The organism is Streptomyces sp. CG4 (genome assembly GCF_041080655.1).
In the GTDB taxonomy this organism is placed as follows: domain Bacteria; phylum Actinomycetota; class Actinomycetes; order Streptomycetales; family Streptomycetaceae; genus Streptomyces.
Map to the genome: position 1 here is coordinate 6,098,677 of NZ_CP163525.1, position 26,730 is coordinate 6,125,406.

Annotated in this window: 25 protein-coding genes and 2 tRNA genes; 10 read left to right on the top strand and 17 right to left on the bottom strand. The window is 72.5% G+C overall.

Annotation, left to right across the window (positions count from 1 at the left end):
• The first annotated feature begins 75 nt into the window (after nt 1-75).
• Complete coding sequence (locus tag AB5L52_RS27775; protein ID WP_351025678.1) at nt 76-540, top strand: DUF3592 domain-containing protein; 465 nt, start codon at nt 76-78, stop codon at nt 538-540.
• 42 nt (nt 541-582) lie between these two features.
• A complete protein-coding gene (locus AB5L52_RS27780; RefSeq protein ID WP_369366844.1) occupies nt 583-2,238 on the top strand; it encodes an AMP-binding protein in 1,656 nt (551 codons plus the stop codon).
• On the opposite strand, the gene AB5L52_RS27785 is transcribed toward AB5L52_RS27780, so the two are convergent.
• The 6 genes from AB5L52_RS27785 to ehuB form a co-directional block, all read right to left on the bottom strand.
• A tRNA-Lys gene (locus tag AB5L52_RS27785) sits at nt 2,204-2,277 on the bottom strand. The genes AB5L52_RS27780 and AB5L52_RS27785 overlap by 35 nt on opposite strands.
• Before the next feature lie 95 nt (nt 2,278-2,372).
• Complete coding sequence (locus AB5L52_RS27790) at nt 2,373-3,131, bottom strand: IclR family transcriptional regulator C-terminal domain-containing protein (RefSeq protein WP_351025682.1); 759 nt, start codon at nt 3,129-3,131, stop codon at nt 2,373-2,375.
• A 210-nt stretch (nt 3,132-3,341) separates the two neighbouring features.
• Nucleotides 3,342-4,118 (bottom strand): ectoine/hydroxyectoine ABC transporter ATP-binding protein EhuA, encoded by a 777-nt coding sequence (gene ehuA, locus AB5L52_RS27795; RefSeq protein WP_369366847.1) that lies wholly within the window; start codon nt 4,116-4,118, stop codon nt 3,342-3,344.
• Between the two features lie 10 nt (nt 4,119-4,128).
• Nucleotides 4,129-4,779, bottom strand: a complete 651-nt coding sequence (gene ehuD, locus AB5L52_RS27800; protein WP_351025688.1) for an ectoine/hydroxyectoine ABC transporter permease subunit EhuD — start codon at nt 4,777-4,779, stop codon at nt 4,129-4,131.
• The gene (gene ehuC, locus AB5L52_RS27805) at nt 4,776-5,519 is read right to left on the bottom strand and encodes an ectoine/hydroxyectoine ABC transporter permease subunit EhuC (protein WP_351025691.1); all 744 of its coding nucleotides are present in this window, start codon (nt 5,517-5,519) and stop codon (nt 4,776-4,778) included. Before ehuC ends, ehuD begins: the two co-directional genes overlap by 4 nt.
• Nucleotides 5,516-6,433, bottom strand: a complete 918-nt coding sequence (gene ehuB / locus AB5L52_RS27810; protein ID WP_351025694.1) for an ectoine/hydroxyectoine ABC transporter substrate-binding protein EhuB — start codon at nt 6,431-6,433, stop codon at nt 5,516-5,518. Before ehuB ends, ehuC begins: the two co-directional genes overlap by 4 nt.
• 47 nt (nt 6,434-6,480) lie before the next feature.
• Here ehuB and AB5L52_RS27815 point away from each other — a divergent pair, with 47 nt between their 5' ends.
• A complete protein-coding gene (locus AB5L52_RS27815) occupies nt 6,481-6,975 on the top strand; it encodes a DUF3830 family protein (protein WP_351025697.1) in 495 nt (164 codons plus the stop codon).
• 201 nt (nt 6,976-7,176) lie between these two features.
• Nucleotides 7,177-8,511, top strand: coding sequence for a UDP-glucose/GDP-mannose dehydrogenase family protein (locus AB5L52_RS27820; RefSeq protein WP_351025700.1), 1,335 nt, complete (start codon nt 7,177-7,179; stop codon nt 8,509-8,511).
• 73 nt (nt 8,512-8,584) lie between these two features.
• Here AB5L52_RS27820 and AB5L52_RS27825 read toward each other — a convergent pair whose 3' ends face one another.
• Together AB5L52_RS27825 and AB5L52_RS27830 are read right to left on the bottom strand one after the other, a co-directional pair.
• Nucleotides 8,585-9,961: an amidase gene (locus tag AB5L52_RS27825; RefSeq protein WP_369366850.1), complete on the bottom strand. Its 1,377-nt coding sequence runs from the start codon at nt 9,959-9,961 to the stop codon at nt 8,585-8,587.
• A 28-nt stretch (nt 9,962-9,989) separates the two neighbouring features.
• Complete coding sequence (locus AB5L52_RS27830) at nt 9,990-10,940, bottom strand: D-2-hydroxyacid dehydrogenase (protein ID WP_351025705.1); 951 nt, start codon at nt 10,938-10,940, stop codon at nt 9,990-9,992.
• Nucleotides 10,941-11,090: 150 nt separating this feature from the next.
• Here AB5L52_RS27830 and AB5L52_RS27835 point away from each other — a divergent pair, with 150 nt between their 5' ends.
• From AB5L52_RS27835 to AB5L52_RS27845, 3 genes are all read left to right on the top strand, one after another.
• A complete protein-coding gene (locus AB5L52_RS27835; protein ID WP_351025708.1) occupies nt 11,091-11,891 on the top strand; it encodes a decarboxylase in 801 nt (266 codons plus the stop codon).
• Nucleotides 11,888-12,619: a decarboxylase gene (locus AB5L52_RS27840; RefSeq protein WP_351025710.1), complete on the top strand. Its 732-nt coding sequence runs from the start codon at nt 11,888-11,890 to the stop codon at nt 12,617-12,619. Before AB5L52_RS27835 ends, AB5L52_RS27840 begins: the two co-directional genes overlap by 4 nt.
• 76 nt (nt 12,620-12,695) lie before the next feature.
• Nucleotides 12,696-13,784, top strand: a complete 1,089-nt coding sequence (locus AB5L52_RS27845; RefSeq protein WP_351563030.1) for an LLM class flavin-dependent oxidoreductase — start codon at nt 12,696-12,698, stop codon at nt 13,782-13,784.
• Here AB5L52_RS27845 and AB5L52_RS27850 read toward each other — a convergent pair.
• Nucleotides 13,763-15,568, bottom strand: a complete 1,806-nt coding sequence (locus AB5L52_RS27850) for a bifunctional diguanylate cyclase/phosphodiesterase (RefSeq protein WP_351025715.1) — start codon at nt 15,566-15,568, stop codon at nt 13,763-13,765. The genes AB5L52_RS27845 and AB5L52_RS27850 overlap by 22 nt on opposite strands.
• Before the next feature lie 326 nt (nt 15,569-15,894).
• On the opposite strand from AB5L52_RS27850, the gene AB5L52_RS27855 reads away from it, so the two are divergent.
• A complete protein-coding gene (locus tag AB5L52_RS27855) occupies nt 15,895-17,151 on the top strand; it encodes a M6 family metalloprotease domain-containing protein (protein ID WP_351563028.1) in 1,257 nt (418 codons plus the stop codon).
• 96 nt (nt 17,152-17,247) lie between these two features.
• On the opposite strand, the gene AB5L52_RS27860 is transcribed toward AB5L52_RS27855, so the two are convergent.
• The 7 genes from AB5L52_RS27860 to AB5L52_RS27890 all read right to left on the bottom strand — a co-directional run bounded on the left by AB5L52_RS27860 (nt 17,248) and on the right by AB5L52_RS27890 (nt 23,677).
• Nucleotides 17,248-17,321 (bottom strand) — tRNA-Lys (locus AB5L52_RS27860).
• A complete protein-coding gene (locus tag AB5L52_RS27865; protein ID WP_369366854.1) occupies nt 17,312-17,881 on the bottom strand; it encodes a bifunctional DNA primase/polymerase in 570 nt (189 codons plus the stop codon). Before AB5L52_RS27865 ends, AB5L52_RS27860 begins: the two co-directional genes overlap by 10 nt.
• Before the next feature lie 267 nt (nt 17,882-18,148).
• A complete protein-coding gene (locus AB5L52_RS27870; RefSeq protein ID WP_369366856.1) occupies nt 18,149-18,517 on the bottom strand; it encodes a hypothetical protein in 369 nt (122 codons plus the stop codon).
• 175 nt (nt 18,518-18,692) lie between these two features.
• Nucleotides 18,693-20,030, bottom strand: a complete 1,338-nt coding sequence (locus AB5L52_RS27875; RefSeq protein WP_369366858.1) for an AAA domain-containing protein — start codon at nt 20,028-20,030, stop codon at nt 18,693-18,695.
• Nucleotides 20,027-21,625, bottom strand: coding sequence for a hypothetical protein (locus AB5L52_RS27880; protein WP_369366860.1), 1,599 nt, complete (start codon nt 21,623-21,625; stop codon nt 20,027-20,029). The genes AB5L52_RS27875 and AB5L52_RS27880 overlap by 4 nt, the downstream gene beginning before the upstream one ends.
• Nucleotides 21,616-22,752: a hypothetical protein gene (locus tag AB5L52_RS27885; protein WP_369368983.1), complete on the bottom strand. Its 1,137-nt coding sequence runs from the start codon at nt 22,750-22,752 to the stop codon at nt 21,616-21,618. The genes AB5L52_RS27880 and AB5L52_RS27885 overlap by 10 nt, the downstream gene beginning before the upstream one ends.
• Complete coding sequence (locus tag AB5L52_RS27890) at nt 22,733-23,677, bottom strand: phosphatase PAP2 family protein (RefSeq protein WP_351025732.1); 945 nt, start codon at nt 23,675-23,677, stop codon at nt 22,733-22,735. Before AB5L52_RS27890 ends, AB5L52_RS27885 begins: the two co-directional genes overlap by 20 nt.
• A 243-nt stretch (nt 23,678-23,920) precedes the next feature.
• Between AB5L52_RS27890 and AB5L52_RS27895 the strand changes: the two genes are divergently transcribed.
• Entirely contained in the window at nt 23,921-24,517 is a 597-nt protein-coding gene (locus AB5L52_RS27895; RefSeq protein WP_369366863.1) for a histidine phosphatase family protein, read from the top strand.
• 51 nt (nt 24,518-24,568) lie between these two features.
• Here AB5L52_RS27895 and AB5L52_RS27900 read toward each other — a convergent pair whose 3' ends face one another.
• Entirely contained in the window at nt 24,569-26,038 is a 1,470-nt protein-coding gene (locus tag AB5L52_RS27900) for a hypothetical protein (RefSeq protein WP_369366865.1), read from the bottom strand.
• A 266-nt stretch (nt 26,039-26,304) separates the two neighbouring features.
• Here AB5L52_RS27900 and AB5L52_RS27905 point away from each other — a divergent pair, with 266 nt between their 5' ends.
• Nucleotides 26,305-26,715, top strand: a complete 411-nt coding sequence (locus tag AB5L52_RS27905; RefSeq protein ID WP_369366867.1) for a hypothetical protein — start codon at nt 26,305-26,307, stop codon at nt 26,713-26,715.
• Nucleotides 26,716-26,730: the final 15 nt, after the last annotated feature.

The window sequence follows — 26,730 nt, forward strand, 5'->3', positions numbered from 1 at the left end:
CCGGGTGCCCCGCGCGCCGGGTACGTTCCCGGCACGCCGATCACTCGGAGCGGCGTACCGACCTCGGGGGACCTCATGTCCGAGCTGTTCTTCTACCTCGTACCCGGCCTCATGATCGCGATGGCGGTCTTCGCCCTGGTCAGGATCCTCGGCCGCACCCGGGAGATGCGCCGCGCCTGGAGCAGTGGCCTGACGGCCGAGGCGCGGTGTCTGCGGACGTACACCACGACCAGCGGCGGCGGTGAGACCTCCGTGCGCACGACGCTCCACCACGTGTACGAGTTCACCACCCGCGAGGGCCGTGCCGTCCGCTTCGAGGAGCGGGGCGGGCGGGGGACGGTCGTCGAGGGTGACGTCGTCACCGTGCACTACGCGGCCGAGCATCCCGAGCGGGCGACCGCGCACGCCCCGGCGCGCGGCAGGCTCGCGGCCGAATCGGGGTGCGTGGTGGCCTTCCTGGGCGTGTTCATCGCGGGCTGCGTGGCCTTCATCGTCAGCGCCCATCTGATGTTCTCGGCGACGGACGGCTTCCCGCCGTAATGCTCTCCACATCTGACGATGCCTCAATTATCGTGCGCCCTCATGGAGTCCAAGAAACGCACGGTCGCCGACCAGGTGGCGGCACGCTGGGGTGACCACCGGCCCGGGCTGTGGTGCGAGGACCGCGTGCTGACCCAGCACGAGGTCGCCTCCGGTGCCGCGGCGCGCGCGGCGCTGTTGGCCGACCTGCTGCCCCCCGGTGCCGTGGCGCACATCGGCGTACTCCTCGACAACACCGAGGAGTTCCCGCTGTGGCTCGGCGCCGCCGCCCTCGCCGGCGCGGCCGTCGCCGGCCTCAACCCCACCCGCCGGGGCCCCGAACTGGCCCGGGACATCCTGCACACCGAGTGCCCGCTCCTGGTCACCGAGCGGGCCCGGCTGCCCCTGTTGGCCGGCCTGGAGCTGCCGGGGGTGCGGATCCTCGTGACCGACGACGAGGAGTACGGCGCCCTCCTCGCCCCGTACGCCGACGCCGTGCCCGACCCGTCCCGGGCCGCCCCCGCCGACCGGCTGCTGCTGTACTTCACCTCCGGATCGACCGGTGCCCCGAAGGCGGCCCTGTGCTCCCAGGGCCGGCTGGCGGCGGCCGGGCAGGCGCTGGTCCGGCAGTTCGGGGTCGGCGCGGACGACGTGCACTACATCTGCATGCCGATGTTCCACGGCAACGCGGTGATCGCCGACTGGGCGCCCGCGCTGGCTGCCGGCGCCGGGGTGGCGCTGCGCCGGCGCTTCTCGGCGTCCGGGTTCCTCGCCGACGTACGCCGCTACCGGGCGACGTACTTCACCTATGTCGGCCGGGCCATCCAGTACGTCCTCGCCACCGAGGAGCGCCCGGACGACCGGGACAACCCGCTGCGCATGGGCTTCGGCACCGAGGCGGGCGCGGTGGACGCGGCGGCCTTCGAGCGGCGCTTCGGGGTGCGGCTGGTGGAGGGGTACGGCTCCTCGGAGGGCGGCGCGGCGATCCAGTGGGCGCCGGGCACCCCGCAGGGCGCGGTGGGACCGGCCGGGCCGGGGCTGGCGGTGCTCGATCCCGCCACCGGGCGCGAGTGCCCGCCGGCCGTCTTCGACTCCGCGGGGCGGTTGCTCAACGGGGAGGAGGCGATCGGCGAGCTGGTGAACCGGGCGCCGAACCCCTTCGAGGGCTACTGGCGCAATCCGGCGGCGGAGGCCGAGCGGCGCAGGGACGGCGCCTACTGGACGGGCGACCTCTTCTACCGGGACGCCCGGGGATACCTCTACTTCGCCGGTCGCGGCGACGACCGCATCCGCGTCGACGGGGAGAACCTGGCCGCCGCGGTGATCGAGAACATCGTCGCCCGGTACGAGGGTGCGCTGGCCGTCGCCGTGTACGGGGTGCCGGACCCGGTGACCGGGGACCAGGTGATGGCGGCCATCGCCGGCTCCTTCGACCCCGACGGCTTCGCGGCCTTTCTGCGCGCCCAGCCCGATCTCGGCACGAAGATGGCGCCCCGGTTCGTGCGGGTGGTGCAGCGGATGCCGGTGACGGCCACGAACAAGATCCACCGGGCGCTGCTCAGGCGGGAGGGATACGGGTGCGCCGATCCGGTGTGGTGGCGGCCACCGGGGGAGCGGACCTACCGGAGGCTTGCGGAGGGGGATGCCGAAGGGCCCCTCGCCTTTGCGAAGGGCCCTTCATCTGTGCGCCGCCAGGGACTCGAACCCCGGACCCGCTGATTAAGAGTCAGCTGCTCTAACCAACTGAGCTAGCGGCGCATGACTCTCGCCTTCCCCGGATTTTTGTTTCCGCGGCTGGCGACGAAGAAAATACTACCTGGTCCGAGGGGGTGGTCGTGACCACCCCCTCGGACCTAGATCGTCAGGGACAGCAGCACCGGTCCCGCGTTGCGGTTGAGCGCGTCCGCGGCCTGCTTCAGGCGGTGCGCGTGCTCCACCGGGAGGGACAGCGCCAGGCAGCCCACCGAGGCGCCCGCCGTGATCGGGACCGCCGCGCAGACCGTGCCGACCGCGTACTCCTGGAGGTCCAGGACCGGCACCGTCGGCGGCTGGGACTCCAGGCGGGACAGCAGCAGCTTGTCGCTGGTGATGGTGCGCGAGGTGAGGCGGGCCATCCGGTGCCGGGAGAGATGGTCGCGGCGGGCGTTGTGGTCGAGCTGGGTGAGCAGGCTCTTGCCGACCGCCGTGGCGTGGGCGCAGTAGCGGAAGTCGACCCACTCGTTCACCGCCGGGGTCGTCGGCCCGGCGGCGTACTGGGTGACCTTGACCTCGCCGTCGACGTACCGGCTGATGTAGACCGCCGCGCCGACCGAGTCGCGCAGGCGGTCCAGGGTGTGCTGGAGCTTCTCGTGCAGGGCCTGCTCACGGTCGTGCGCGGAGGTGAGGCGGCGCAGGGTGTCGCCGGTGACGTATGCCCCGTCGGTGATCTGCTCGACATAGCCCTCGCGGCGCAGCATGCGCAGCAGGGCGGTGAGCCGCTCGGAGCCGAGGCCGGTGCGGCGGGCCAGCTCGGTGTCGGTGACGCCGGCGGAGTGCCGGGCCACGGTCTCCAGCACACGCAGCGCGTCCTGGGCGGAGTGATTCGGGGCGGTCGGCTCGTGCATCAGCGCCACGGTTTTCCCCCTGCGCTCGCCTGTGTGGGCCGCGGGACCCGGTCTGCGGATCGCTTCCACGATAACGGGCAAACCCGGTGCGGGGAGAGGGGGTTGGCGAGAATGTTGCGCTCGCCGTGCCCCTCCCAACTGCGCCGGAACCCCATGGCATATGCCTTGGTCATGACCCAGCGCTCGGACCTCGGCATCTGCCGGATCCGCGCCGCGTGCTCACAGCACCGCGCTCAGGAATTCCCGGGTCCGGTCCTGCTCCGGCTCGCTGAAGATCTTCTCCGGGGAACCCGACTCGATCACCCGGCCCCCGTCGAACATCAGCACCTGATCCGAGATGTCGCGGGCGAAACCCATCTCGTGGGTCACACAGAGCATCGTGATGTCCGTGCTGCGCGCGATGTCCCTGAGCAGGTCGAGCACGCCCGCGACCAGCTCCGGGTCGAGCGCGGAGGTCACCTCGTCCAGCAGCAGCACCCGCGGCCGCATCGCCAGCGCCCGGGCGATCGCCACCCGCTGCTGCTGACCGCCGGACAGCTGCGTCGGCCGCGCGTTGCACTTTTCGGCCAGCCCCACCAGCTCCAGCAGCCCCCGGGCCCGCTCCTCGGCCTCGTCCTTGGACATGCCGAGGACCTGCACCGGAGCCTCGGTGATGTTCCGCAGCACGCTCATGTTCGGGAACAGGTTGAACTGCTGGAAGACCATCCCGATCTTCTTGCGGACCTCCCGGGTCTGCTTCTCCGGCGCCGGGAACAGCTGCTCCCCGTCGACGGTGATCGTGCCCTCGTCCGGCTGGGTGAGGGTCATCAGCAGCCTGAGGATCGTCGTCTTGCCGGAGCCGGACGGGCCGATCAGGGTCACGTGCTTGCCCGGGTCGACGGTGAAGTCGAGGTGGTCGAGGACGGTGTTCGAGCCGAAGCGCTTGGTGACGCCGTCCAGCCGGATCAGCTCACCGCCGGCCGCGGACGCGCCGGGGCCCGGCTCGGGGTCTTTCATCAGGGGAGTGTCAGCGGACAAGACGTCGCTCCAGGGCTCGCATGAGAAGGGAGGCCAGATAGGAGATGAGGATGAAGGCCACACCGATCACGGTGACCGGCTCGGTGAACTGGAAGTGCTGCTGGGAGAAGAGCCGGGCCTGGCCGAGCATCTCCAACACGGTGATCACCATCAGCATCGGTGTGTCCTTGAGCATGGCGATCACGTAGTTGCCGAGCGCGGGCACCACGCGGCGGATCGCCTGCGGCAGGATCACCGCGGTCCACGTCCGCCGCCGGGGCAGGTTCAGCGCGGTCGCCGCCTCCCACTGGCCGACGGGCACCGCCTCGATACCGGCCCGGTAGACCTGCATGGTGTACGTCGAGTAGTGCAGGCCGATCGCGAAGACACCGGTGGTCAGCGCGGAGAAGGTCAGGCCCCACTCGGGCAGCACATAGAAGAGGAAGAACAGCTGGACCAGCAGCGGGGTGTTGCGCACGAACTCCGTGACCACCCCGACCGGCCAGCGCACCCACCGGGTGGGCGTCCGCATCAGCAGCGTCCACACCAGACCGAGGGTGAAGGACAGCAGCGAACCGAGGGCCAGGGCCTCCAGGGTGACCCGCAGCCCGTCCCAGAAGTGCGGCATGAAGCCGCTCACGGCATTCCAGTCCCACTTCATGCGGCACCTCCGCCCAGGCCCGCGCCGCCCGCGACGCCCACGCCCGTCGTCTGGGCCCGCTTGAGCTCACGCGCCGCCCGCCCGGTCCCGGGATCCTTGCCCACCCCGGCCTTCAGCCGCTTCTCCAGGCCGCGCATCAGCCGGGTGAGCACGAAGGCGATCACGAAGTAGATCAGCAGGACGTACGTGTAGATCTCCGCGCTCTGCTGCAACGCCAGCCGGACGAGATTCGCGCTGAACGTCAGATCGCCCATGCCCATGACCGACACCAGCGCGGTGCCCTTGAGCAGCTCGATCAGCAGATTGCAGAAGGAGGGGATCATCTCCGGCACCGCCTGCGGCAGCACGATCAGCCGCAGCCGCTGCCAGGGCGTGAAGCTGAGCGCTATTCCGCCCTCCTTCTGCGCCGGGTCCACCGCGTTCAGCGCGCCGCGCACGATCTCCGAGCCGTACGCGCCGTACGTCAGGCCCAGCGCCAGCGTGCCCGCCCACAGCGGCACCAGCTGCCAGCCGGAGACGATCGGCAGCACGAAGTACACCCAGAAGATCATCACCAGTGCCGAGGTGCCACGGAACACCTCGGTGTAGACGCCGGCGACGAAGCGCACGATCCACAGCCGATGAGTCCGCGCGATGCCGACGACGAACGACACCGCCGTGGCCAGCAGCGCGCCGAACACCAGCAGCTGGATCGTGGTCCAGACGCCCTTGAGTACGAGTTCCCACAGCCCCGGGGTCATCCGCCGCACAGCTCCTTCGCGGTGAGGCCGGTCATCTCGGCCTTGGTGAAGCCGAACGGCCGAAGAATCCGGAACAGCTCGCCGCTCTGCTTCAGTTTGTGCAGCTCGACGTTGAAGGCGTCGCGCAGGTTCGTCTCGGTCGGCCGGAACGCGAACGCGCCGCCGTCGACATGCGGCTTCCCCTTGACCAGCGGTGCGAAGGGCTGGGTGGCCTCCGCCTTGGCCGACTTCTTCACCACTTCACGCGTGGTGAGCGCCGTACCGGCGAAGACGTCGACGCGGCCCGCCTCCACGGCGTTCAGCCCGGCGACCTGGTCCGGGACGATGAGGATGTCGCCCTGGCGGTACCCGGCCTCGACGGCGTACTGGATCTCGGCGTACCCGGTGCCGGTGGCGAACTTCGCCTTCTTCGCGACGATGTCCTTGTAGGAGTGCAACCCCAGCGGGTTGCCCTTGCGCACGATGAACGAGTCCAGCATCTGATAGTCCGGATCGGCGAAGATCACCTGCTGGCACCGGTCGGGATTGACGTACATCCCGGCGGCCACGACGTCGAACTGCTGGGAGTTGAGCCCCGGAATCAGCGACCCGAACTCGGTCGGCACGGGCTGCACCTTGCCGACCCCCAGCCGCTTGAAGATCACCTTGGCCAGCTCGGGCGCCTCCCCGGTGAGCTGCCCGTCCTTGTCGATGTACCCGAAGGGGATCTCACCGGCGATCCCGAGCCGCACGATGCCCTGCGCGCGAAGCCGTTCCAGCAGGTCACCACCCTTCTTGCCGGAGGCCTCAGCCACCCGCGTGCAGCCCGCCGCGCCCAGTACACCGAGGGCGGCGGCACCCGCCAGCACCGAGCGCCGGGTGGGTCTGTGTTCCGACCGAAATGTGTGTACGTCGTTCCCAAGTGGTGGAGCCATGGCGGCGCGGCTACCCAAGCGCATCCCGGCTATGCACCCTTGTTTTCATGGCCGATCGATTCGTCACCGTCTCGCTCGACAAGCGGAATGTGCACTGCACGGCCCGGCTGCTGGCCGACCGTGCGCCCCTGACCTGCACGGCGGTATGGGAGGCGCTCCCCCTCGCGGGCGACGTCTACCACGCCAAGTACGCCCGCAACGAGATCTACGCCCTTTTCCCGCCATTCGCCTCCACGGAACCCCCACTGGAAAACCCGACGGTCACCCCGATCCCCGGCGACCTCTGCTACTTCTCCTTCGCCGGCACCGAACTGGCCACGAAGGCCTACGGCTACGACCGCGAGGTCCGCCCCGGCAGCACGGTGGTCGACCTGGCCCTGTTCTACGAGCGCAACAACCTCCTCCTCAACGGCGACGTGGGCTGGGTGCCGGGGATCGTATGGGGCCAGGTGGTGGAGGGCCTCGACGCCATGACCGAGGCCTGCAACGACCTTTGGCGCGCGGGGGCGGCGGGGGAGACGCTGTCCTTCCGGCGGGCGTGAGGTCCGGCGGTCGTGCGGCTGGTGGTCGTGCGGTTCTTTCCTGGCGGGTCGTGCGGGCGCGTGCTCGCCGGCGGGGTATGAAGGTTCTTCTGTCCGAGCGACCAGCGTGTCTTCCACGAGCCGCGCGCGACGCACCTAGCGTCGGGCGAATCGCGTGCGGCTCCACCCGGGGGCCGACCAGCTCGAAGGAGCAACCACCCCATGCGTGTTTCCGTCATCGGCTGTGGACATCTGGGAATCCCCCACGCCGTCGGCATGGCCCATCTCGGCCACGAGGTACTCGGTGTCGAGCTGAACGCCGAGCGGGTTGCCCAGCTCAACCGGGGCGAGGCCCCGATCTACGAGGCCGGACTGCCCGAGCTGCTGGCCAAACACACCGGCGCCGGCCAGCTGCGGTTCACCACGAGCATGGAAGAGGCCGCCGACTTCGCCGATGTCCACTTCCTCGCCGTCGGCACGCCGATCGCCCAGGACGGCCGGTCGTACGACACCGGGCAGATCTTCGGTGCCGCACAGGCGCTGGCCCCCCATCTGGCGCGGCCCTGCACGATCATGGGCAAGTCGACGGTGACCGTGGGTACGACAGCCCGGCTGACCTCCCTCGTGCACCGCCTGGCCCCGGTCGGGGCAGACGTCGACGTGGTGTGGAACCCGGAGTTCCTGCGCGAGGGCCACGCCGTCGAGGACACGCTGTGTCCGGACCGGATCGTCGCCGGCGTCACCAGCGAGCGCGCCGAGGCAGCCGTCCGCAAGGTGTACGCGCCACTCCTCGGCGACGGCGTCCGGCTGATCGTGACGAACCCGGAGACGGCGGAGCTGATCAAGGGCGCGGCGAACACCTTCCTCGGGCTGAAACTGTCGTTCATCAACGCCGTGGCGGACATGTGCGCGGCCGCCGATGCCGACGTGCTGACGCTCGTCGAGGCCCTGGGCTTCGATCCGCGGATCGGCGCGAAGGGCATGATGCCCGGCATCGGGTTCGGCGGCGGCTGTCTGCCCAAGGACGTCCGGGCCTTCACCGCGTCGGCGCGGCAGCTCGGTGCGGCCGAGGCCGAGCGGCTGCTGCTGGCCGCCGAGTCCGTCAACGAGAGCCGGCCGGGCATGGCCGTGCGGCTCATCGAGGACGCGCTCGGGCGTCCGGTGGCGGGGGCCCGGGTCGCCCTGTGGGGCGCCGCCTTCAAGGCCGGCACGAACGACGTACGCGAGTCCCCGGCGCTGGCCGTCGCGAGCCGGCTGCACGAGCGGGGTGCCCACGTGACCGTGCACGACCCGCACGCCTTGCCGACGGCTGCGCGGCGGCACCCCGAGCTGGAGTGCGCGGACACCGTGGAAGAGGCGACGAGCGGCGCCGATGTCGTGGTGACGGGCACCGAGTGGCCGCAGTTCCGCGAGGTCGACCCGGCCCGGCTCGCCGCGGTCGCGGCCCAGCGCATCGCCGTCGACCTGCGCAACGTCCTGGACGCGGAGCGGTGGGTCGGTGCCGGATGGACGGTGCACCGGCTCGGCCGACCCTCGCGGCGGCCTGCATACGCCTAGCACACACCGCGCATACCGCGATCCGACCGGGGCAGCCGGATCGCGGTATGCCGGGATCACCGCCTGGGCCGCGTCACACCGCTCCCGCCTCGTACAGCGCGTGTGCCGCTCGTAGGACCAGGTCGTCCCGGTGCCGGGCGGCCACGAGCTGCATGCCGACCGGCAGGCCGGACCCGTCCGTGCCCACCGGGACGGTCGCCGCGGGCTGCTGGGTCAGGTTGAACGGGTAGGTGAACGGGGTCCAGCCCGTCCAGCGCTGGTATGCCGCGCCCGGTGGCACCTCCACCCCCGCCTCGAACGCCGTCAGCGGCAGCGTCGGGGTCACCAGCAGGTCGTACCGCTCGTGGAAGCGGCCCATGCGGCGGCCGAGGTCCATGCGGACGTCCACCGCGGCCAGATAGTCCAGCGCGCTCATCCGGGCGCCCTGGACGCAGATCTCGCGCAGACCGGGGTCGAGGAGCTGCCGTCGGTGCGGGGAGAAGCGCTGGGTGAGCCGGGCCGCGCCGGTGAACCAGAGGACGTGGAACGCCTCCACCGGGTCGCTGAAGTCGGGGTCGGTCTCCTCGACGTACGCACCGAGGTCGGCGAGCGAGGCCACCGCGCGCCGTACGGCCGCCGCGACCGCCGGCCGGACCGCGACCTGGCCGCCCAGGGAGGGCGAGTACGCCACCCGCAGTCCGCGTACACCGCCCTTGAGGCCCTCGGTGAAGGAGCCCGGTGCGGGCGGCAGCGCCGACCAGTCCCGGGCGTCCGGCCTCCCGACGACATCGAGCAGCAGGGCCGCGTCGGCCGCGTCCCGGGTCATCGGGCCCGTGTGCGACAGCGTGCCGAACGGGCTCGACGGGTACAGCGGCACCCTGCCGTACGTCGGTTTCAGGCCGAAGATGCCGCAGAACGCGGCCGGGATGCGGATGCTGCCGCCGCCGTCCGTGCCCAGCGACAGCGGGCCCGCGCCGAGCGCGACCGCCGCCGCGCTGCCCCCGCTGGAGCCGCCGGCGGTGCGGGTGGGGTCGTGCGGGTTGCGGGTGACGCCGGTGAGCGGGCAGTCCGTCACGCCCTTCCAGCCGAACTCGGGCGTGGTGGTCTTGCCCAGGAACACCGCGCCGTGTTCGCGCAGCCGGGCCACCGAGGGCGCGTCCTCGTCCCAACTCCCTTGCTCGGCAATGGTTTTCGAGCCGCGCAGGGTCGGGTGGCCGCGCATGAGGAGGATGTCCTTGACCGTCACCGGCACCCCGTCGAGCAGCCCGGCCGGCTCCCCGCGCCGCCAGCGCTCCGCCGACTCCCGGGCCCGTGCCAGCGCGTCCTCCTCGGTGAGCCGTACGAACGCGTTCACCTCCGGCTGGATCCGCCGGGCCCGTTCCAGCGTCTGCTCGGTCGCCTCCACCGGACTGAACTCGCCCTTGCGGTAGCCGTCGAGGAGCTGGACGGCGGTCAGGTCGGTGAGTTGCATGCACCCTCCTGGTGGTTCAGTGGCCCGGTCAGTGGCCGGGGACGTAGCCGCGTTTCTTGTCGACCACGTTCACCAGTGATCTGCCCGCCGCCCACCGCTCGTACAACTCCACGAACTGCGTACCCAGTTCGTCCCGCCACCCGATCGTGTCGCCGCTCATGTGCGGGGAGACGATCAGTCCGGGCAGACCCCACAGCGGGCTGTGCTCGGGGAGGGGTTCGGTGGTGAACACGTCCAGTGCGGCGCCCGCGATCCAGCGCCGGGTCAGCGCGTGGGCGAGCGCGTCCTCGTCGACGAGCTGACCGCGGCCGACGTTGATGAAGAACGCCGAGGGCTGCATCACGCCGAAGCGGTGGGCGTCGAACATGCGGTGCGTCTGCTCGGTGAGCGGCGCCGCCGCGATCACCCAGTCCGCGCGGGACATCAGCCGGTCCAGGTCGGCCGGGCCGTAGACGCCCGTCCGGGGGACCCGGCCGGCCAGCGCCGTCGTCACGCCGAGCGCCTTCAGGGTCCGTACGATCGCCCGGCCGATCGGGCCCGAGCCGACCACGCACGCGCGCGTGCCCGCCACCCGCCGGCCCTCCCGGTGCCGCCAGGTCCGCTCCCGCTGGAGTTCCAGGGTGCGCGGAAGATCCTTCGCGACCGCCAGCACGAGCGCCGCGACGTACTCGGCGATCGGCTGGTCGAAGATCCCGCGCGCGTTGGTCACCACCGTGTCCGACGCGGCGAGTTCCGGGCACATCAGATGATCCACGCCCGCGCTCGCCGTGTGCACCCAGCGCGGCCGCGGTCCATCCCCCGGCCAGGCCTCGCGCACCGCGTGCGAGGTGAAGTCCCAGATCAGGAGGGCGTCCGCGGTCGGCAGCCGCTCGGCCAGGTGCGCCGCGTCCGTGTGGATGATCCGGGCGCGGCCGGTGAGCCGGCCGAGCCGGGGCGGCGGCTCGGCGTCCAGCACGAGGAGGGTGGGCAGGGACGTCATACGGGGCGGCTCCCGGCGTCTGACATACGCGATGACGTGCGCGGTGACATGCGCGGATTGACCACGCTCGCACCCGAATCTACCTTCGTCAACACGGGCGTACTCGCCGCCCTTTGCCCCTGGTCGTTCCCGTGTGAGGCGGTACCTGCCATGGACGTCACCTTTCTCGGCGGCCCCCGCCCCCAGCGCGGTGTCGGGGTGGTCGCCCCTTTTGACTTCGCCCTCGACCGTGAGCTGTGGCGCTGGGTGCCCGACGACGTGTCGCTGCATCTGACCCGCACCCCGTTCGTACCGGTCGAGGTGAGCCTGGACCTGGCCCGGCTGGTCAGTGAGCACGAGACGCTCGGCGACGCCGTGCGCGCGCTGACCGCCGTCACGCCCGAGGTCGTCGCCTACGCCTGCACCTCCGGCAGCTTCGTCGGCGGGATCACCGGGGAGCGGGCGATGCGCGCGGCGATGAGCCTGGCCGGCGCCCCGCCCTCGGTGACGACCTCCGGGGCGCTGCTGGACGCGCTCACCGAACTGGGCATCGAGCGGCTCGCGCTGGTCACGCCGTACACGGTGTCCGTCACGCGGGCGCTGGAGGAGTTCGTCGCCGAGGCCGGCGTCCAGGTCACCGGGTGCGCCTTCATGGGGCTGACCGGGGAGATCTGGCGGGTGCCGTACCGGGACGTCGTCGCCATGGCACGGGAGGCGGTCCGGCCCGGCAGCGCCGACGCGCTCTTCATCTCCTGCACCAATCTGCCGACGTACGACGTGATCCCCCAGCTGGAGGCCGAGCTGCGCATCCCGGTGCTGTCGGCCAACCAGGTCACGATGTGGGCGGCGCTGCGCCGGCTGGGTACCCCAGCCGTGGGGCCCTATCAGGCGCTGCTGGACGAGTCGGCACGAGCCTGGCCCCCCGTGATGCCGGCGGAGTCGCCGGAAGAGACGCAGGAAGGCTGGACATGACCGCACTCGGATTCCTCTACCCGGGCCACTCCGCCGAGGACGACTATCCACGCATCGAGCAGCTCCTGGGCAGCGACATCCGGGTGGACCTGGTCCACACCGACATCGGCGAGGACGCGCACCGGGTGGCGGCGCTGCGCGAGATGGGCTCCGCCGAGCGGCTCGCGGCGGGCCTGGAGACGCTGCGGCTGACCGGCGCCGAGACGGTGGTGTGGGCCTGCACCAGCGGCGGGTTCGTGCACGGCTGGGAGGGCGCGCAGGAGCAGGTGCGCACGCTCGCCCGGCTGGCCGGGATGCCCGCGTCCTCGACGTCCTTCGCCTTCGTGCACGCGGCCCGGGAGATCGGGGTACGACGGGTCGCCGTCGGGGCGACCTATCCGGAGGACATCGCCGCGCTGTTCGCGGACTTCCTGCGAGCCGGCGGTCTGGAGGTGACCGGGGTGCGCCCCTCGGGGATCATCACGGCCGCGGAGGTCGGCACGTGGGGGGAGGAGGACGTGCTGACGCTGGCGCGGGCCGCGGACGCCTCCGACGCGGAGGCCGTACTGCTGCCGGACACCGCGCTGCACACGGCGGCGCATCTGCCGCTGCTGGAGAAGGCGCTGTCCAAGCCGGTGCTCACGGCGAACCAGGTGACGGTGTGGGAGGGGCTCAGGCTGGCCGACCGGCGGGTGAACGCGCCCGCGCTGGGGGCGCTGTTCACCAGGGAACCGATCATTCAGGTCTGAGGCGGGAATAAGCGGAGACTGTCTCCTGTTAAGCCCCGGCAGAACACCCCACGCCGCGAAACAGGAGGCCCACACCGTGTCGGCAGACGAGATCCGGGGCACCACGCACGGGACCGCCCCCGTCCCCCTCTCCGTACTGGACCTGGTGACCGTCGGCGCGGGCAGTACCGCCGGTGACGCGCTGCGCACCAGCGTCGCGCTGTCCCGCTTCGCCGAGGCGCGCGGCTTCCACCGGTACTGGGTCGCCGAGCACCACTCCATGCCGGGCGTCGCCTCCTCCTCCCCCGCGGTGATCCTCGCCCACCTCGCCGCCCACACCGACCGCATCCGGCTCGGCTCGGGCGGCGTCATGCTGCCCAACCACGCCCCGCTGGTGATCGCCGAGCAGTTCGGCACGCTGGAGGCGATGGCGCCGGGCCGGATCGATCTGGGCCTCGGGCGGGCGCCGGGCACGGACGGGGCCACGGCCGCGGCCCTGCGCCGTACCGACACCCTGAACGAGGGCGCCGACGACTTCCCGCAGCAGCTCGCCGAACTCACCCGGTTCCTCGACGACGACTTCCCCGACGGGCATCCGTACGGCCGTATCCACGCGATCCCCGGGCCGGTGCAGGCCACCGCCCCCGGCGGCGTCCAGTCCCCGCACCGGCCGCCCATCTGGCTGCTCGGCTCCTCCGGCTTCAGTGCCCGCCTCGCCGGGATGCTGGGCCTGCCGTTCGCCTTCGCGCACCACTTCTCCGCGCAGAACACCATCCCGGCCCTGGACCTGTACCGGCAGACCTTCCGCCCCTCCACGGTCCTCGACGAGCCGTACGCCCTCATCGGCGTCTCCGCCCTCGCCACCGACGACCCGCGCGAGGCCGCCCGGCAGACCCGGGCGATGGCCCTGAACATGCTCCGGCTGCGCACCGGCCGGCCGGGCCTGTTCCCCGACCCGGACGAGGCCGAGAAGCACGAGTTCAGCCCGGCGGAGGAGGAGTTCATCACCTCCTGGACGTCCAACATCGTGCACGGCGCCGCCGACGAGGTCCGCTCCGGCCTGGACGATCTGCACAAGCGCACGGGCGCGGACGAGCTGATGCTCGTCTCCCACGCCCACCGCGGTGAACTGCGGCTGCGCTCCTACGAGTTGATCGCGGACGCCTACGGATTGCCCACCGCGTAGGCCCGCGCGCCGAGGAGTTCGGAGATACGGTCCGGCGGCACCGGGCGGGAGTACAGCCAGCCCTGGCCGGTGTCGCAGCCGATCCTGCGCAGCCTGCTGGCCTGGGCCGAGGTCTCCACGCACTCGGCGGTGACGGTGATGCCGAGCCGGTGGGCGAGCTGGATCATCGCCTCGACGACGACCTCGTCGGCCGGGTTGGGCGCGAGCGCCCGCGCGTCGCCCTCGTACTGGAAGCCGCGCACGAAGGACCCGTCGAGCTTGAGTGTCGAGACCGGCAGTCGGCTGAGGTAGGCGAGGTTGGAGTAGCCGGTGCCGAAGTCGTCGATGGCGATGCGGACGCCCGTGTCGCTGAGCGCCTGCAGGGCCTGCAGGGGCCGGCCGGCCGAGCCCATCACCGCCGACTCGGTCAGCTCCAACTGCAGCAGATGCGGGGCGAGTCCGGTCTCCGCGAGGGTCTGCGCCACGTCGGCCACCAGGTCGGAGTCCCACACCTGCCGCACGGCCACGTTGACGCTGACGAAGATGGGCGGCTCCCCGGGGTGGTCGAGCTGCCAGCGGCGGGCCTGGCGGCAGGCGGTGTGCAGCGCCCAGCGCCCGAGCTGCACGATCGAGCCGTCCTCCTCGGCCAGTCCGATGAACCGATTCGGCGTCAGTGTGCCGAACTGAGGATGATTCCAGCGGATCAACGCCTCGACCCCGCTGAGCCTGCCGTCCTCCATGCCGACCAACGGCTGGTATTCGAGCGCGAATTCGCCGCGGTCGATGGCGGGGCGCAGGGTGGACGACAGGGCCTGACGGGTCATCCGGTGGGCGTTGCGCTCGGGGTCGAACAGGGTCCAGCGGGCCTTGCCGTCGGCCTTCGCCCAGTACAGCGTCGTATCGGCCGCCTGCATCAGACCGGTGGCCGTCGTACCCGCCGCATGGCGTTCCACGACACCGATGGAGGCGGTCAGGGACAGCCGCTGGCCCGCCAGATCGAAGGGGGCCTCCAGCGCCACGAGCGCCGACTCGGCCAGCTCCGCGAGCTGTTCGGTGCCGGTGGAGTCCTCCACGAGCAGGGCGAACTCGTCGCCGCCGAGCCGGGCCACCAGCGGGGTGACGGCCCGGGCGTAGCCGGCCTCGTCGGCCACCCGGGTCAGACGCTCGGCGACGGCCGCGAGCAGCCGGTCGCCGACCCGGTGCCCCAGGGTGTCGTTGACGGCCTTGAAGCCGTCGACGTCCAGGTAGCACAGACCGATCCGGCCGGTGCCGCTCTGCTCGTACGACTCCGCCTCCAGCGCGGCCGTCAGCCGCTCGAAGAACAGGGTGCGATTGGGCAGCCGGGTCACCGGGTCGTGCATCTGCAAGTGCCTCAGCCGCGCCTGGAGTTCGCGGCGGGTGCTGATGTCGGCGGCGGACAGCAGCACCCCGGGCTCGCCGTCGCCGAGCGGGCCGACGGTGACCTGCACCCACACCGAGTGGCCCTCCGGGTGTTTCAGCCGGCGGGTGCAGCGCAGCCGGGCCTGCCGGCCGCGCAGGACCTCGCGGTAGGCGTGCCAGCTCCGGGTGTCCGAGGCCAGGTCCACCAGGTCGGCGGCGACCCGCCCGATGAGCGTGTCCGGATCGCCGCCGAGCAGCTCGCCGAAGGCCGCATTGGCCGCGGCGACGTGTCCGGTGCGGTCCACGACGGCCATGGCGAGCGGGGCAGTCGCGAAGACACGGTGGTAGGTGGTGTGATCACTGTCTGTTACGGCTGACCGGTCGAGGTCTGCCGCGGGCGTCGGCCCTTCGGACGTTCCGCTCACCGCTCGCTCCCGCAGTGCACTCGATCTCTGTCCGTGCCGGAAAGTGTGCCGATCATAGAGGCTGGCCCCGGGCCCTTCCAGCCACTCTCCAGTGTCCCGGACCGGACACCATTTCTGACAGATCGTTTCTGCCCGCGCGTGGGCCCGTTCTTCAAGCCCTCGACCAGTTGTGACGTTCCGTGAGTGTTACGGGATGTCGAGCGCCGGAGCGCGCGGGCGCGCCCTACGGCGCACTCACCCTAGTGGTGCAGATAAACAGGGCAAAGCGCAACACATGACACCAACCTGGATGTGGGTCCCGCGAACCGCATCGGGAGGTCGAGTCCGTGCCCAAGCTGCGCAGCACCGCCGCCGTGTGCACCACGCTGTCGGCGCTCGCCGCCACCTCGATCCTCACCCCCGGCCGCTCGGCCGCCGAGCCCTTCTCCACCACCCCCTGCGCCCTGCACCGCACCGACGCCCACCACTCCGAGGGCGTGGACACCTGGAACCCGGACTACACCCGCCCGACCCACCCGCTCGACGCCGTGCTGATCTTCCTCTCCTTCCCGGACGCCGTCCCGAACGTCACGCCCGCCGAGTTGACGGCCGATCACTTCCCGGCCACCAGTCGCTACTACGAACAGGCCTCCTACGGCAGGTTCACCCTCCGCCCGCACCCGCTGCGGCACTGGCTGCGGATGCCCCGGCCATCCACGGCGTACGCCATGAAGCGGGACTGGAGCGCGGCGGACCGGGCCGCCTATCTGCGCGACGCGTTCGCCGTCGCCGACAAGGAGGTCGACTTCTCCCGCTACCAGGTCGTGTACTTCGTCGCCGACCCGGAGGCACCCGGCGTCGACTCCGACGCCACGAAGGTCGTGAACCTCGACACGCCCGCGCATGTGGACGGCACGGACATCCGCCGGGTCGTCACCGTGTTCGAGAAACACCCCCCGGACCGGCTGGTCCTCGCCCACGAGACCGGACATGTCTTCGACCTGCCCGACCTCTACCACCGCCCGGACGACGGCAAGGGCGACTGGGACACCTATGTCGGCGACTGGGATCTGATGGGCAGTCAGTTCGGTTTGGCTCCCGACATGTTCGCCTGGCACAAATGGCGCCTCGGCTGGCTGGATCCGCGCCAGGTGGTGTGCGTGCGCGGCGTGGGCTCGACGCGGCTGACCCTGGAGCCGCTGGAGGCCGGGCCGGGGATCCCGGTGCAGGGCGCGGCGGGCGCCCCGGCCTTCGGGCTCGGGCACGGAGTGAAGCTGGCGATCGTGCGCACCGGGCCCGACGGCGCCCTGGGCTTCGAGGCGCGCGGCCCGGCGGGGAACGACCGCGACGGCTGCCGGCAGGGAGTGCTGGTGTACCGGATCAGGAGCGGGGCGGAGTCCGGCGGCGGCCCGGTGGAGGTCGTCGACGCCCACCCGCACACCGAGGCCTGCTGGGAGAACTCGGTCTACCCGCCCCTCGCCGACGCGCCGGTCGCCCTCGGCGAAAGCTTCACCGTGCCCGGGGAGGGCGTTCGGGTGGAGGTGCAGGCGAGGACGGCATCGGGGGCGTGGACGGTGCGGATCACGCCGGGGGTGAAGGGCTGATGCCGAGTGCCGGTGCGAGTGCCGGTGCACGTGCCCGTGTATACGAAGACGGCGGGCCTGATTCTTTCGAATCGGACCCGCCGTCCTACATGCGCGTGCGCCGCCAGGGACTCGAACCCCGGACCCGCTGATTAAGAGTCAGCTGCTCTAACCAACTGAGCTAGCGGCGCCTGCTGACGTCGTAGACCTTAGCATCCTGGTCGGCGGGAGGAAAAATCGATATCCGCACCGCCGTGCGGGCGGCTCGCACGGCCGCCCAGAGCACGACTTCCGGCCCCGGCAGCCAGGGGTGGCGGGTGTCCGGGGCGACCAGCCAGCGGGCCGCGCCGGGGCTGTCGCCGCCGGCCGGCGCCGGGACGGTCACCGCGTCCCCCGTGCCGTGACACAGCAGCGGCGGCACCGCCTCCGTACGGTGTGAGCCCCACTCCTCCCACGCCAGCAGCGAGGGCAGCCGCTGGGCCGTACCCGGCGCGGCGAACATCAGCACACGTCCGCGGAACACCGCGACCGGGCCCGAACCCGGGCCGTCGTCCCACAACCGGTCCAGCATCCGGCGGCCGAAGATCGCCGGCGCGCTCACCACGTCGAAGACGGTGCCGCAGGGCAGGACGACGGGGGCGTCCGGGTGCTCCTCCCAGAGGGCCAGCGTGCTCCGCGGATACGTTCCTGCCGAGGCGAGCCAGTCGGCGCCGTCGGAGGTGACTCGGGTGACGTTCGGTGCGCAGCTCATGACACCTACATGTACCGGGGGTGAGCGGACCGTTCTTCTGAGTTGCGGAAAGACGAGACAGGGGCGGTGGGGGAGGAGTATCTTGCCCGCCTGGCATATGCCAGGCGGGCTTACGTGTGGGGTTGCCGCGCTGCGTGGGGGACGAGCGGGGTGGGGTGACGTGCGGGGAAAGCGACGCGGAGCGACCCGGCTCAGGCGTCACACGGAGCCGGCGACGGTCCGGCCCCCGGTGTCACACGGGGCTGGCGGCGGTCCGGCCCCTCGGTGTCACACGGGGTCGGCCGTGGTCCGGCCCTCGGCGTTCCCCTTCATCAGGTCCCGCCCGAACTCGACCATCCTCTTCGCGTAGTCCTCGGTCCACTCCGCCTGCTCGGCGATACCCGCCGGGGTCAACCGGTCGAATCGGCGCGGGTCGGCGAGCTGGGCCGCCGCGATGGCCTGGAACTCCGCGGCCCGGTCGGCGGCCGCGCGGAACGCCTGGGTCAGCTCCGTGGCCCGGGCCAGCAGCGTCCGTGGATCCTCGATCGACTCCAGGTCGAAGAAGTGCTCGGGATCGCCGGCCGCCTCCGCGGGCTCGAAGATCAGGGGCGCGGGGCGTAGCCGCGGTTCGTGACGACGCGGCGTGGGCTCCGCCATGTCTTGTCCTCCTCGTACGGTTCGCTGGGCACCGCCTTCAGGTGGGCCACCGTCCATTGTCCCGCGCCCCCGCAAGGGGCCGGCCGCCGAGACCGACGACCGCGAAAGCGCGGCCCCGGCCACCGGCCGCACCCCGAAAGCGCGCTCGCCGCCACCGGCCCACCCGCAGCTCCGGTCACGGTTGCCAGCTCACGCGGTGTTCTGCCAGGTGGGCCAGCACCGCGTGGTTCGCCTCCCAGCCGTCCGGAAATTTGACCAGCGTGCCCAGCTGGACCGGTTCCGTGGACGGGTAGTCGTCCAGGAGGGCGCCGACGCCGGCGCGGCAGACGACGATGCAGGCGTGGCGGTGGCGGGAAGCCAGGACGCACAGGCGGCCGGTCTCCAGGTGGAAGGCGGTGGCGTCGGGGCGGCCGGAGAGCGGGTGCAGAACGACCGTGATGTCGTACTCCCGGCCTTGGAGGCGGTTCGCGGTGTCGACCGTGACGTCCGCCACGCCCAGTTCGGCGAGCGCCGTGCGGACCGCCGCCGCCTGGTCGCGGTGGGCGGTGCCGACGGCGATGCGGTCGGGGGTGACGGGGGTCGGACTGGGGGAGCGCTCGGAGGTCGCCGCGCCGGCGCGGTCCAGCAGGCGGCGTACGACCGTCGCCACCGCGCGGACCGCCTCGGGATCCGTGCGCGGAGTGTGCCGGGCGGGCAGCTCCAGCAGACCCCAGCCGGATTCCGCCGCCTCGTCGATCACCCGGTCGGGGCCGGAACCGTCCGACGGGACGGCGAAGGAAAGGCGGCGGTCGTCATGGCCGGTCCCGCTGCGGAACGGGGTGTACGGGTAGAACGCGGCGGAGACCAGGGGCGCGGCCGACGCGGGCAGCCGCCAGGAGACCGGCAGGCGGTGCTGGGGAAGGCCGGGGTTGTGGGCCAGCAGCGTGGTCACCGCGGAGGCCGAGGGGTCGTACGACAGGCCCGCCCACTGCTCGCTGCCGACGATCGCGAACGGGTCCAGCTGACCGGGGTCGCCCACGAACAGCGCCCGCTCGAACAGGCCGGCCACGGCCAGCAGGGAGTCGGAGCGCATCTGGTACGCCTCGTCGACGATCGCGTGCCGCCAGGGCTCGTCGGCCTTCACGTGCGCCCACTTCGCCGCCGTGGACAGGACGACCGGCAGGCCGTTCAGATCGGCGGCCTTCGCGGACGTGCGGACCTGCGGCAGGTCGTCCAGCGCCTTGTCGTAGGCGTCGGTGTCGCTGCTGTGCAGCCGGCCCACCGGCAGGTCCGGGTTCTTCTCGGCGAGCCGCAGGACGAGGTCGTCCACCTGGGCGTTCGTCTGCGCCACGACCATCAACGGGCGCCCCGCGTCGGCCAGTTCGAGAGCCGCGCGGACCACCAGCGTCGATTTGCCGGCGCCCGGCGGGGAGTCCACGACCACACCCCGCTCGGTGCCGTGCAGCGTGTCGTGGAGGATCGCGTCGGTGGCGCGGGCGGCAGCGGCTCCGGGGTCGAAGTCGACCGTCGTCACAGGACGTCCTCCTCGGTCACGGTGTCGGGGGCCTCCGGTACGGCCTCACCCGGCGGGCCGCCGTGCGTCCATGGTGTCTCCTCCGGGTCGGGCAGCTTCGCGCCGCCGCGCTGCGCGTGCTCGAAGAGCGTGAAGCACACCCGGTCGCCCTTCTCCGGCACCGAACCGGGCTCCGGCTCCTTGCCCCGGCCCATCTTGTCCAGGACCCGGAGGACCAGCACGCCCCCGTCCGGGGAGTCCTCGTACCCGACGAACTCCGCCGACTGCGGCTTGCCGCCCAGCGAGCGATACACCTTCGCGCGCTCCGCGAGATGCGGCCGGTCGTCCGTGCGGACCGTCACCAGCGGGCGCGGGCTCGGCCGTTTGCCCTCGCTGTACGCCAGGACGACGTCGGTGACCTCGCCCGCGAACGCCTCTCCGGCCAGCCGCCGTCCCGCCATCACCAGCGGGTCGTCCAGCGCCTCCTGCGCCTCCAGCCGGGCCTGCTCGCGCTCCCGCGTGGCCAGTTTGTTCGCCGCCGTCACCGCGTCGTCCCGGCGCGGCTGCGGGGGCTCGCCCGCCAGCACCCGGTCGCGGTGGCCGGTGAAGGACCAGCGGTCGCGGGTCCAGCGCTCCTCGACATGTGCCCCCGCCGGGAGCGCCCGCAGCAGATCCAGGCCCCGCCACACCGCGTCCCAGGTGGGCCTGGTGTGGCTCGCCACCAGGTCGCGGATCTCCCGCTCGGCCGCCGTGAGCGCGGCCAGCCGGTCGTCGGCGGCCAGGGCGTCCTCGGCCGCGGCGAGGGCGGTGCGCGCGCGGTCGTAGCGCTCGATCGCCGGGGCCAGCAGCTTGTTGTCGAACGCCGGGTCGGTGGCGGGACCGGCCGGCGGGCACAGCAGCTGGCCGGTGGCGTCCCGGGCGAGTTCGGCCCGGCGCGCCGCCTCGGCACCGTTGGTGCCCTCCGGTGGGTCGATCCAGGCGAGCAGCGCGCCCAGATGCTGGTCCTCCAGTCCGGACTGGCCGGTCGCCCAGTGCCGGGAGAGCACATCGGTCAGCGCCAGCAGCAGGGCGGAGCCGGGGACCCGGGACCGCTCGCCGTAGTGGGTCAGCCAGCGGCCGAGCAGCGGCACCCGGGGCGGCGCCGGATAGGGCGCCTGCGGGTCCTGCTCGGCCGTACGGCGAAACCGCATCGAGCGGCCGAGCAGCCGGACGAAGTCCAGGCCCGCGCGGCTCGGCACGATCAGCTGGGGAGCGTCCGCGCACAGCTCCGCCTCGACCTTGACCCGCTTGCCGGTCTCCGGGTCGGTCTCGGTGCGCTCGGCCGCCTCCACGGACTCGGCGTAGGAGTCGACGTACGGCAGCACGGTGTCGGCCAGTTCGGCGAGGAACGTGAAGCGCAGATCGCGGTCGCGCGGCTGCGGTACGACCAGCAGGCGCGGGCGCTCCCGGTCGGTGCCGACCAGCGCGCCGAGCGGGGCGCCGGCCTCACCGGCGGTGGTGAGCGGCACGAACACCATGGGGCGCTCGGACACATGCCGGTGCCGGACGGTCGCGGCGGGCTGGGCCCGGCCGCTGCTGACGGCCTCGAGCCGGGCGAGGGTGGCGATCAGGGACACGGGGCCGCCACCTCCGCCTCCGTACGCGCGCGTGCCTCGGCCGCCCCGAGGGCCTCCGCGCGCAGGGCTGCCGCCCGGCGCAGGGCCGCGACCGCCGGGTCGTCCGGGTCGCCCAGCTCGCCGCGGGCCGCCGCGAGGACGTCCTCGACCGTGGTCAGACCGCCCAGTTCCGCCCGCAGGGGCCGGCCGAGGCGGGTGACGGCGCCCGCTTCGCGGGAGCGTTCCCGGCAGTGGAAGGCCAATTCGCAGGCGGACAGGCACTCGGGCGCGTAGCTCGCCGGGACCGCCGCCACGGCCGCCGTCAGCTCCTCGGCGCTCCGGTCCGGTGCGAAGCACGTGCCCTCCGGCAGCGCCTCGGCGATGTCCTCGATCCGGGTGAGCCGGGCCAACTGGCGGGCGGTGACCGCGCGCTGCTTGCGTACGTCCACGGCGGAGCCCGTGGCCAGGTTGGAGAAGTCCTTCGGGCACACGAGCAGCACTTGGTGACGTACGCGCGCGGGAGCCTCTTCCCGGGTGAGCCGGGCGGCGACCTCCTCCAGCGCGAGCACGTACACCGCCGCCTGCCGGGCCGCCGCGCCGACCTTGGCCGGGTCCGCCGAACCGTCCAGCATCGGGAAGGACTTGATCTCCACCACCGACCAGCTGCCGTCCGGGTGCACCACCACCGCGTCCGGCTCCAGGAAGGCGAGCGAGCCGGCCACGTCCAGCGCCAGCATCGGATGGTCGAGCAGCGTCCAGCCGCCCGCGTGCGTGGCCTCGCGCAACGCCAGCGCCGTACGGGCCGTGCGTCCCTCGGGGCCGTGCGCGGTCAGGTCGGGCACGGCGGCCCCGGCCGGTGGTTCGGCACCCGGGTCGAGGCGGGCGTGCGCGAGGCGCAGCAGCTCCGCGCCGCCGTCGGCCTTCACCCGGGCCTCGAACGCGTTGCCCCGGGTCAGCGCGAACTGTGACTGCCCGAAACCGGACGGCGCGCCCAGCGCGCTCGCGAGGCGCGCCTTGTCCACTCCGGCGCCGTCCAGGAGCGCCCGTCGCGCGCACCCCGGGTTGGCGGCGAGGGCCGCGAGGGCGCGCGCGTCCAGGGCCTTGGCCGGTACGTCCGGACCGCGCAGCTCAGCGAGCCGGTGCCGCAGCCCCTTCTCCCGCGTCGCTGGGGGAGGCGTCCGGTTCGGCCCCGGCGTCGAGCTGCGACTCGCGCTGCCGTGGAATTCGCTCACCCGGGGAAGTCTGGCATCCGCCACTGACAATCGGGGCGGCGGTGCCGCCCGCGACGGCTGCGGTGCGCGGGAAGAGACGGGACCGGAGCAGGTCCAGGACCCGCGTCACGCGCGGCGCCAGCAGGAAGCCGACACCCATCACCGCGACACCCGCGACCGCGTCCAGGAAGTAGTGATTGGCGGTGCCCATGACCACCAGCGCGGTCCCCAGCGGATAGACGACGCCGAGCACCTTCGCGAGGCGCGTACCGCCGTGCCGCCACAGCATCACCCCGCACCACAGCGCCCAGCCGACGTGCAGGCTCGGCATCGCCGCGTACTGGTTGGTCATCCCGCCCATGCCGCGCGGCGCGCTCGCGTCACCGCCCCACCAGCCGTACGAGCTGTAGTGCGCCATGGTGTCCACGAAGCCGTTTCCGGCGGCGAGCAGCCGGGGCGGGCAGGTCGGCACCAGCGTGAAACCGATCAGGCCGATGAACGTGGAGGTCATCAGCCAGGTGCGGGCCCGCCGGTAGTGCTCGGCGCGGGCCCGGAACAGCCAGATCAGGAGGGCGGGCGTGATCAGGTAGTGCAGCGAGGCGTACCAGAAGTCGGCCGGCACACCGAGCCAGGGCTCGCGGGTGAACAGCCGGTTGAGCGGGTGCTCCGCGTTGAGGTGCAGGGCCTTCTCGAGGCGCAGGATCGCCAGACCGTGGTCGACGGCGCTGTGCACATCACCGCGCGCGAGGAGCCGGCCGGCCGAGTAACAGCCGTAGACCAGGAGGATCAGGGGCAGCTCGGTCCACCACCGCAGCCGGGTACGCGGGGCCCCCTCGGTGCCCGGTGTCTCGGTCTGCGGCATCCGATCGCCCGCCCCCTTCGGCTGTGCTGTTGCGGTGCGCCCAGGTGGGCGACCGTGCCACTTTACGGCGTCCGTATCTCGCCCATGCGGGCCCTCCGGCCCACAAAGACGCCGAGATCGCCCGCCGGGTTGCCCGGGCCCGGGTGTGACCGATGCCCGATCGGGTGTGAGCGATGATGGAGAAGTCCTCTTTCTTTGTTTCCGTGACGTCTGTGTGGCGTCCCGCTCCCGGAAAGGTCCCTCATGGCACCGCGCATCCTGCTGGCCCGGCACGGGCAGACGGAATGGTCGCTGTCCGGCAAGCACACCGGCAGGACCGACGTGCCGCTGCTGGAGGAGGGCCGGCGCGGGGCCAAGCTGCTCGGCGAGCGCCTCCATCGCGCTCCGCTGGACGGGCTGCCGGGCGTGGAGGTGCGCACCAGCCCGCTGGCACGCGCGCGTGAGACGTGCGAACTGGCCGGCTTCGGCGACCGGGCCACCGCGTGGGACACGCTCATGGAGTGGGACTACGGCGCCTACGAGGGCATGACACCGGCCGAGATCCAGGCCGTGCGGCCGGGGTGGCTGATCTGGCGGGACGGAGTGCCCGGGGGCGAGAGCATCGCCGAGCTGTCCGCGCGCGCGGACGAGGTGGTGGCGTGGGCACGGTCGGCGGACCGGGACGTCCTGGTCTTCGCCCACGGCCACATACTGCGCTCCATAGGCGCCCGCTGGCTGGGCCTGCCCCTGGACTTCGCCGCGCGGATACGCCTCAACCCCACTTCGCTGTCGGTCCTCGGCTGGGCCTACGGGGAGCCGGCGATCGAGAGCTGGAACGACCTCGGGCATCTGGCTGCTTGACGGGTGGCGGGGTGGGGGCGCTCGGGCGCACCGGTGCCCCACCCCGGACCGCTACGTCCGCCCGGTCCTCGGCACGGACGCGTGCCGGTCCAGGAACTCCGACACCCCCGAAGCCCGCCGGTGAGGCAAGAGCACCCTCGCCGTCCCCGCCAGCATCCCCTGGATGCGGGAGGACTGGACCTGGTCCAGCAACGACAGCACCCGCAGGCCGGCGGCAGCCGCCTCGTCGGGGCGGCCCTCACGGGCGAGGTCGTCCGCCAGTTCCGCCGTGTACAGCGCGATGTTGCGCGTGAAGTGCGGATCCTGCAGATGCGCCGCCCGGCGCGCGTGCTGGGACGCGCGCCGCCAGTCGCCCAGTGTGGACCAGCACTGCGCCTCCAGCCCCTCCAACTCGGCCTCTCCGTAGAAGCTCATCCACTCGGGGTCGGCGTCCGAGCGGCCCCGCACGAAGAGGGCCTGCGCCCGCGCGAGCGCCTGCTCGCACCCGGTGCGGTCGGCGAGCCCCGCCCAGCCGCCCGCCTCGCGCAGCGCGAGCAGCGACATCAGCCGGGCGGAGCCCAGGGGGCGGGCGGCGCGCTGGGCGGCCTGTGCCGCGCGGACCGCCTCCCGGGGGCGGCCGGCGTCCCGCGCGAGGAACGCGGTGTTGCAGAACGCATGCGCCTCCAGCGCCGGATCCCCCGTCATCCGGGCCGTGGCCAGCGCCTCCGCATAGTGCGAGCGGGCATCGTCGAAGCGGCCGGAGTCATGCGCCAGCCAGCCCACGGAGATGGCGAGTTCACCGGCGCCGGAGTGCAGCCGGTCGGCGGTGGTCTGCCGGGTCGCGCCGGCGTCCAGCAGCGCGTATGCCGCGCGCAGCGGAGCCGCCGCGCGCTGGTAGAGGCCGTCCGCGCCGTGCCGGTCGTCGAGCAGCCGGATCCGGCGGACCGCCTCCTCCAGGGCGGCCGCCTCGGGGCTTCCGGGCCGGCGCGCGGCCCGTACCGCGGCCGCGGCGTCCGTGGTGAGCCCCAGCGGGCTCAGCGTGGCGGCGGCCATCGTGGCGCCTCCGCCGGTCATGAATGCGCGACGCAGCACGTCGCTCTCCTCGTGGTTCAGGTGGTCTTTCGCGTACGGCTCGTGCGGGTCCTGCACATCCGGTGTCTCATACGGTTCGCACGCCCCCGGTGTCTCACCCGCCCGTGGACGCCCACCGGTGATGAGCGCCTCGGGCGCGTCCGCCGCCGTACGCGCCGCGCGGCCGCGCACGGACGAGCGGGGCGCGAACCCGAGGTCGGTGAGTGTGCGACCGGGGAACATGTGCAGGAACACCCGTTCGTAGGCGTAGTTCGGGCAGCGGATCTCGCCCGCCTCGACCCTGCCGACGTAACGGGCGTCACAGCTCACCCGCTCACCGATCTCGCGCGCGGCGCGCCGTACGAGCGCCGCGAACTCGGCCGGTGAACGCCTGCCGCGCAGTTGCCGGAAGGCGAGGTTGGGCCGGGATGGCCGTTCGGGCTGTGACGAGGTCACGGTTGACGACGCCATGGCCGGGTCCTCTCGTGCGAACCGTCGAACCATGCCGGATCCGGGACGGATTCGGGACGAGTTGTCCGAGTGACGACCTGGTTCCGGCGGGCATGAACGTACCTGCTGTGAAGGACCCGCCACGCTGTGTTTGGCTACAAACCGGATATCTCATCCAAGATCTGCCATGAAGTGCCATCCTTTGCGGCGCACTTGTGCCGTAGCCGTTGACGCGTTCACGCGTTGGACTCCATGGACCGCAACAGGGCTGTGTGGTGGAGGCGGGCATGGAGACCAGCCAGAGCAACGAACCTTGTACGTCGCCGTCGCCGCCGTCGTCCGAGGAGGACCCGGCGAGCTGCGACCTCGTGACGGTGCCGGCCCGGCAGGGCCTCGAGGCGGTCGACATCCTGCGGCGCGGCGCCGGCGACGCGGTGGGGCCCGTGCTCCACGACGGCGGCTGCGCCACCCTCGGCTTTCTGGTCCCGGCCGGCACGGCGGCCTGCTGGGACGTGCCCGGCAGCACCTGCACGGAGACGGACGGACGCGGACTCACGCTGACCCCCGAGCCACCCGTCGAGGGCTCCGACTGGCTGCTGCCGCCCGGCGACGCCGACCTCGCCACCGACCCGGTGGTGCTGCGCCGGGCCCTCGGGGAGGCGGCCCGGCTGATCGAGGCGGCCGACAACTGCAAGTGAACCGGGCCGGCCGGC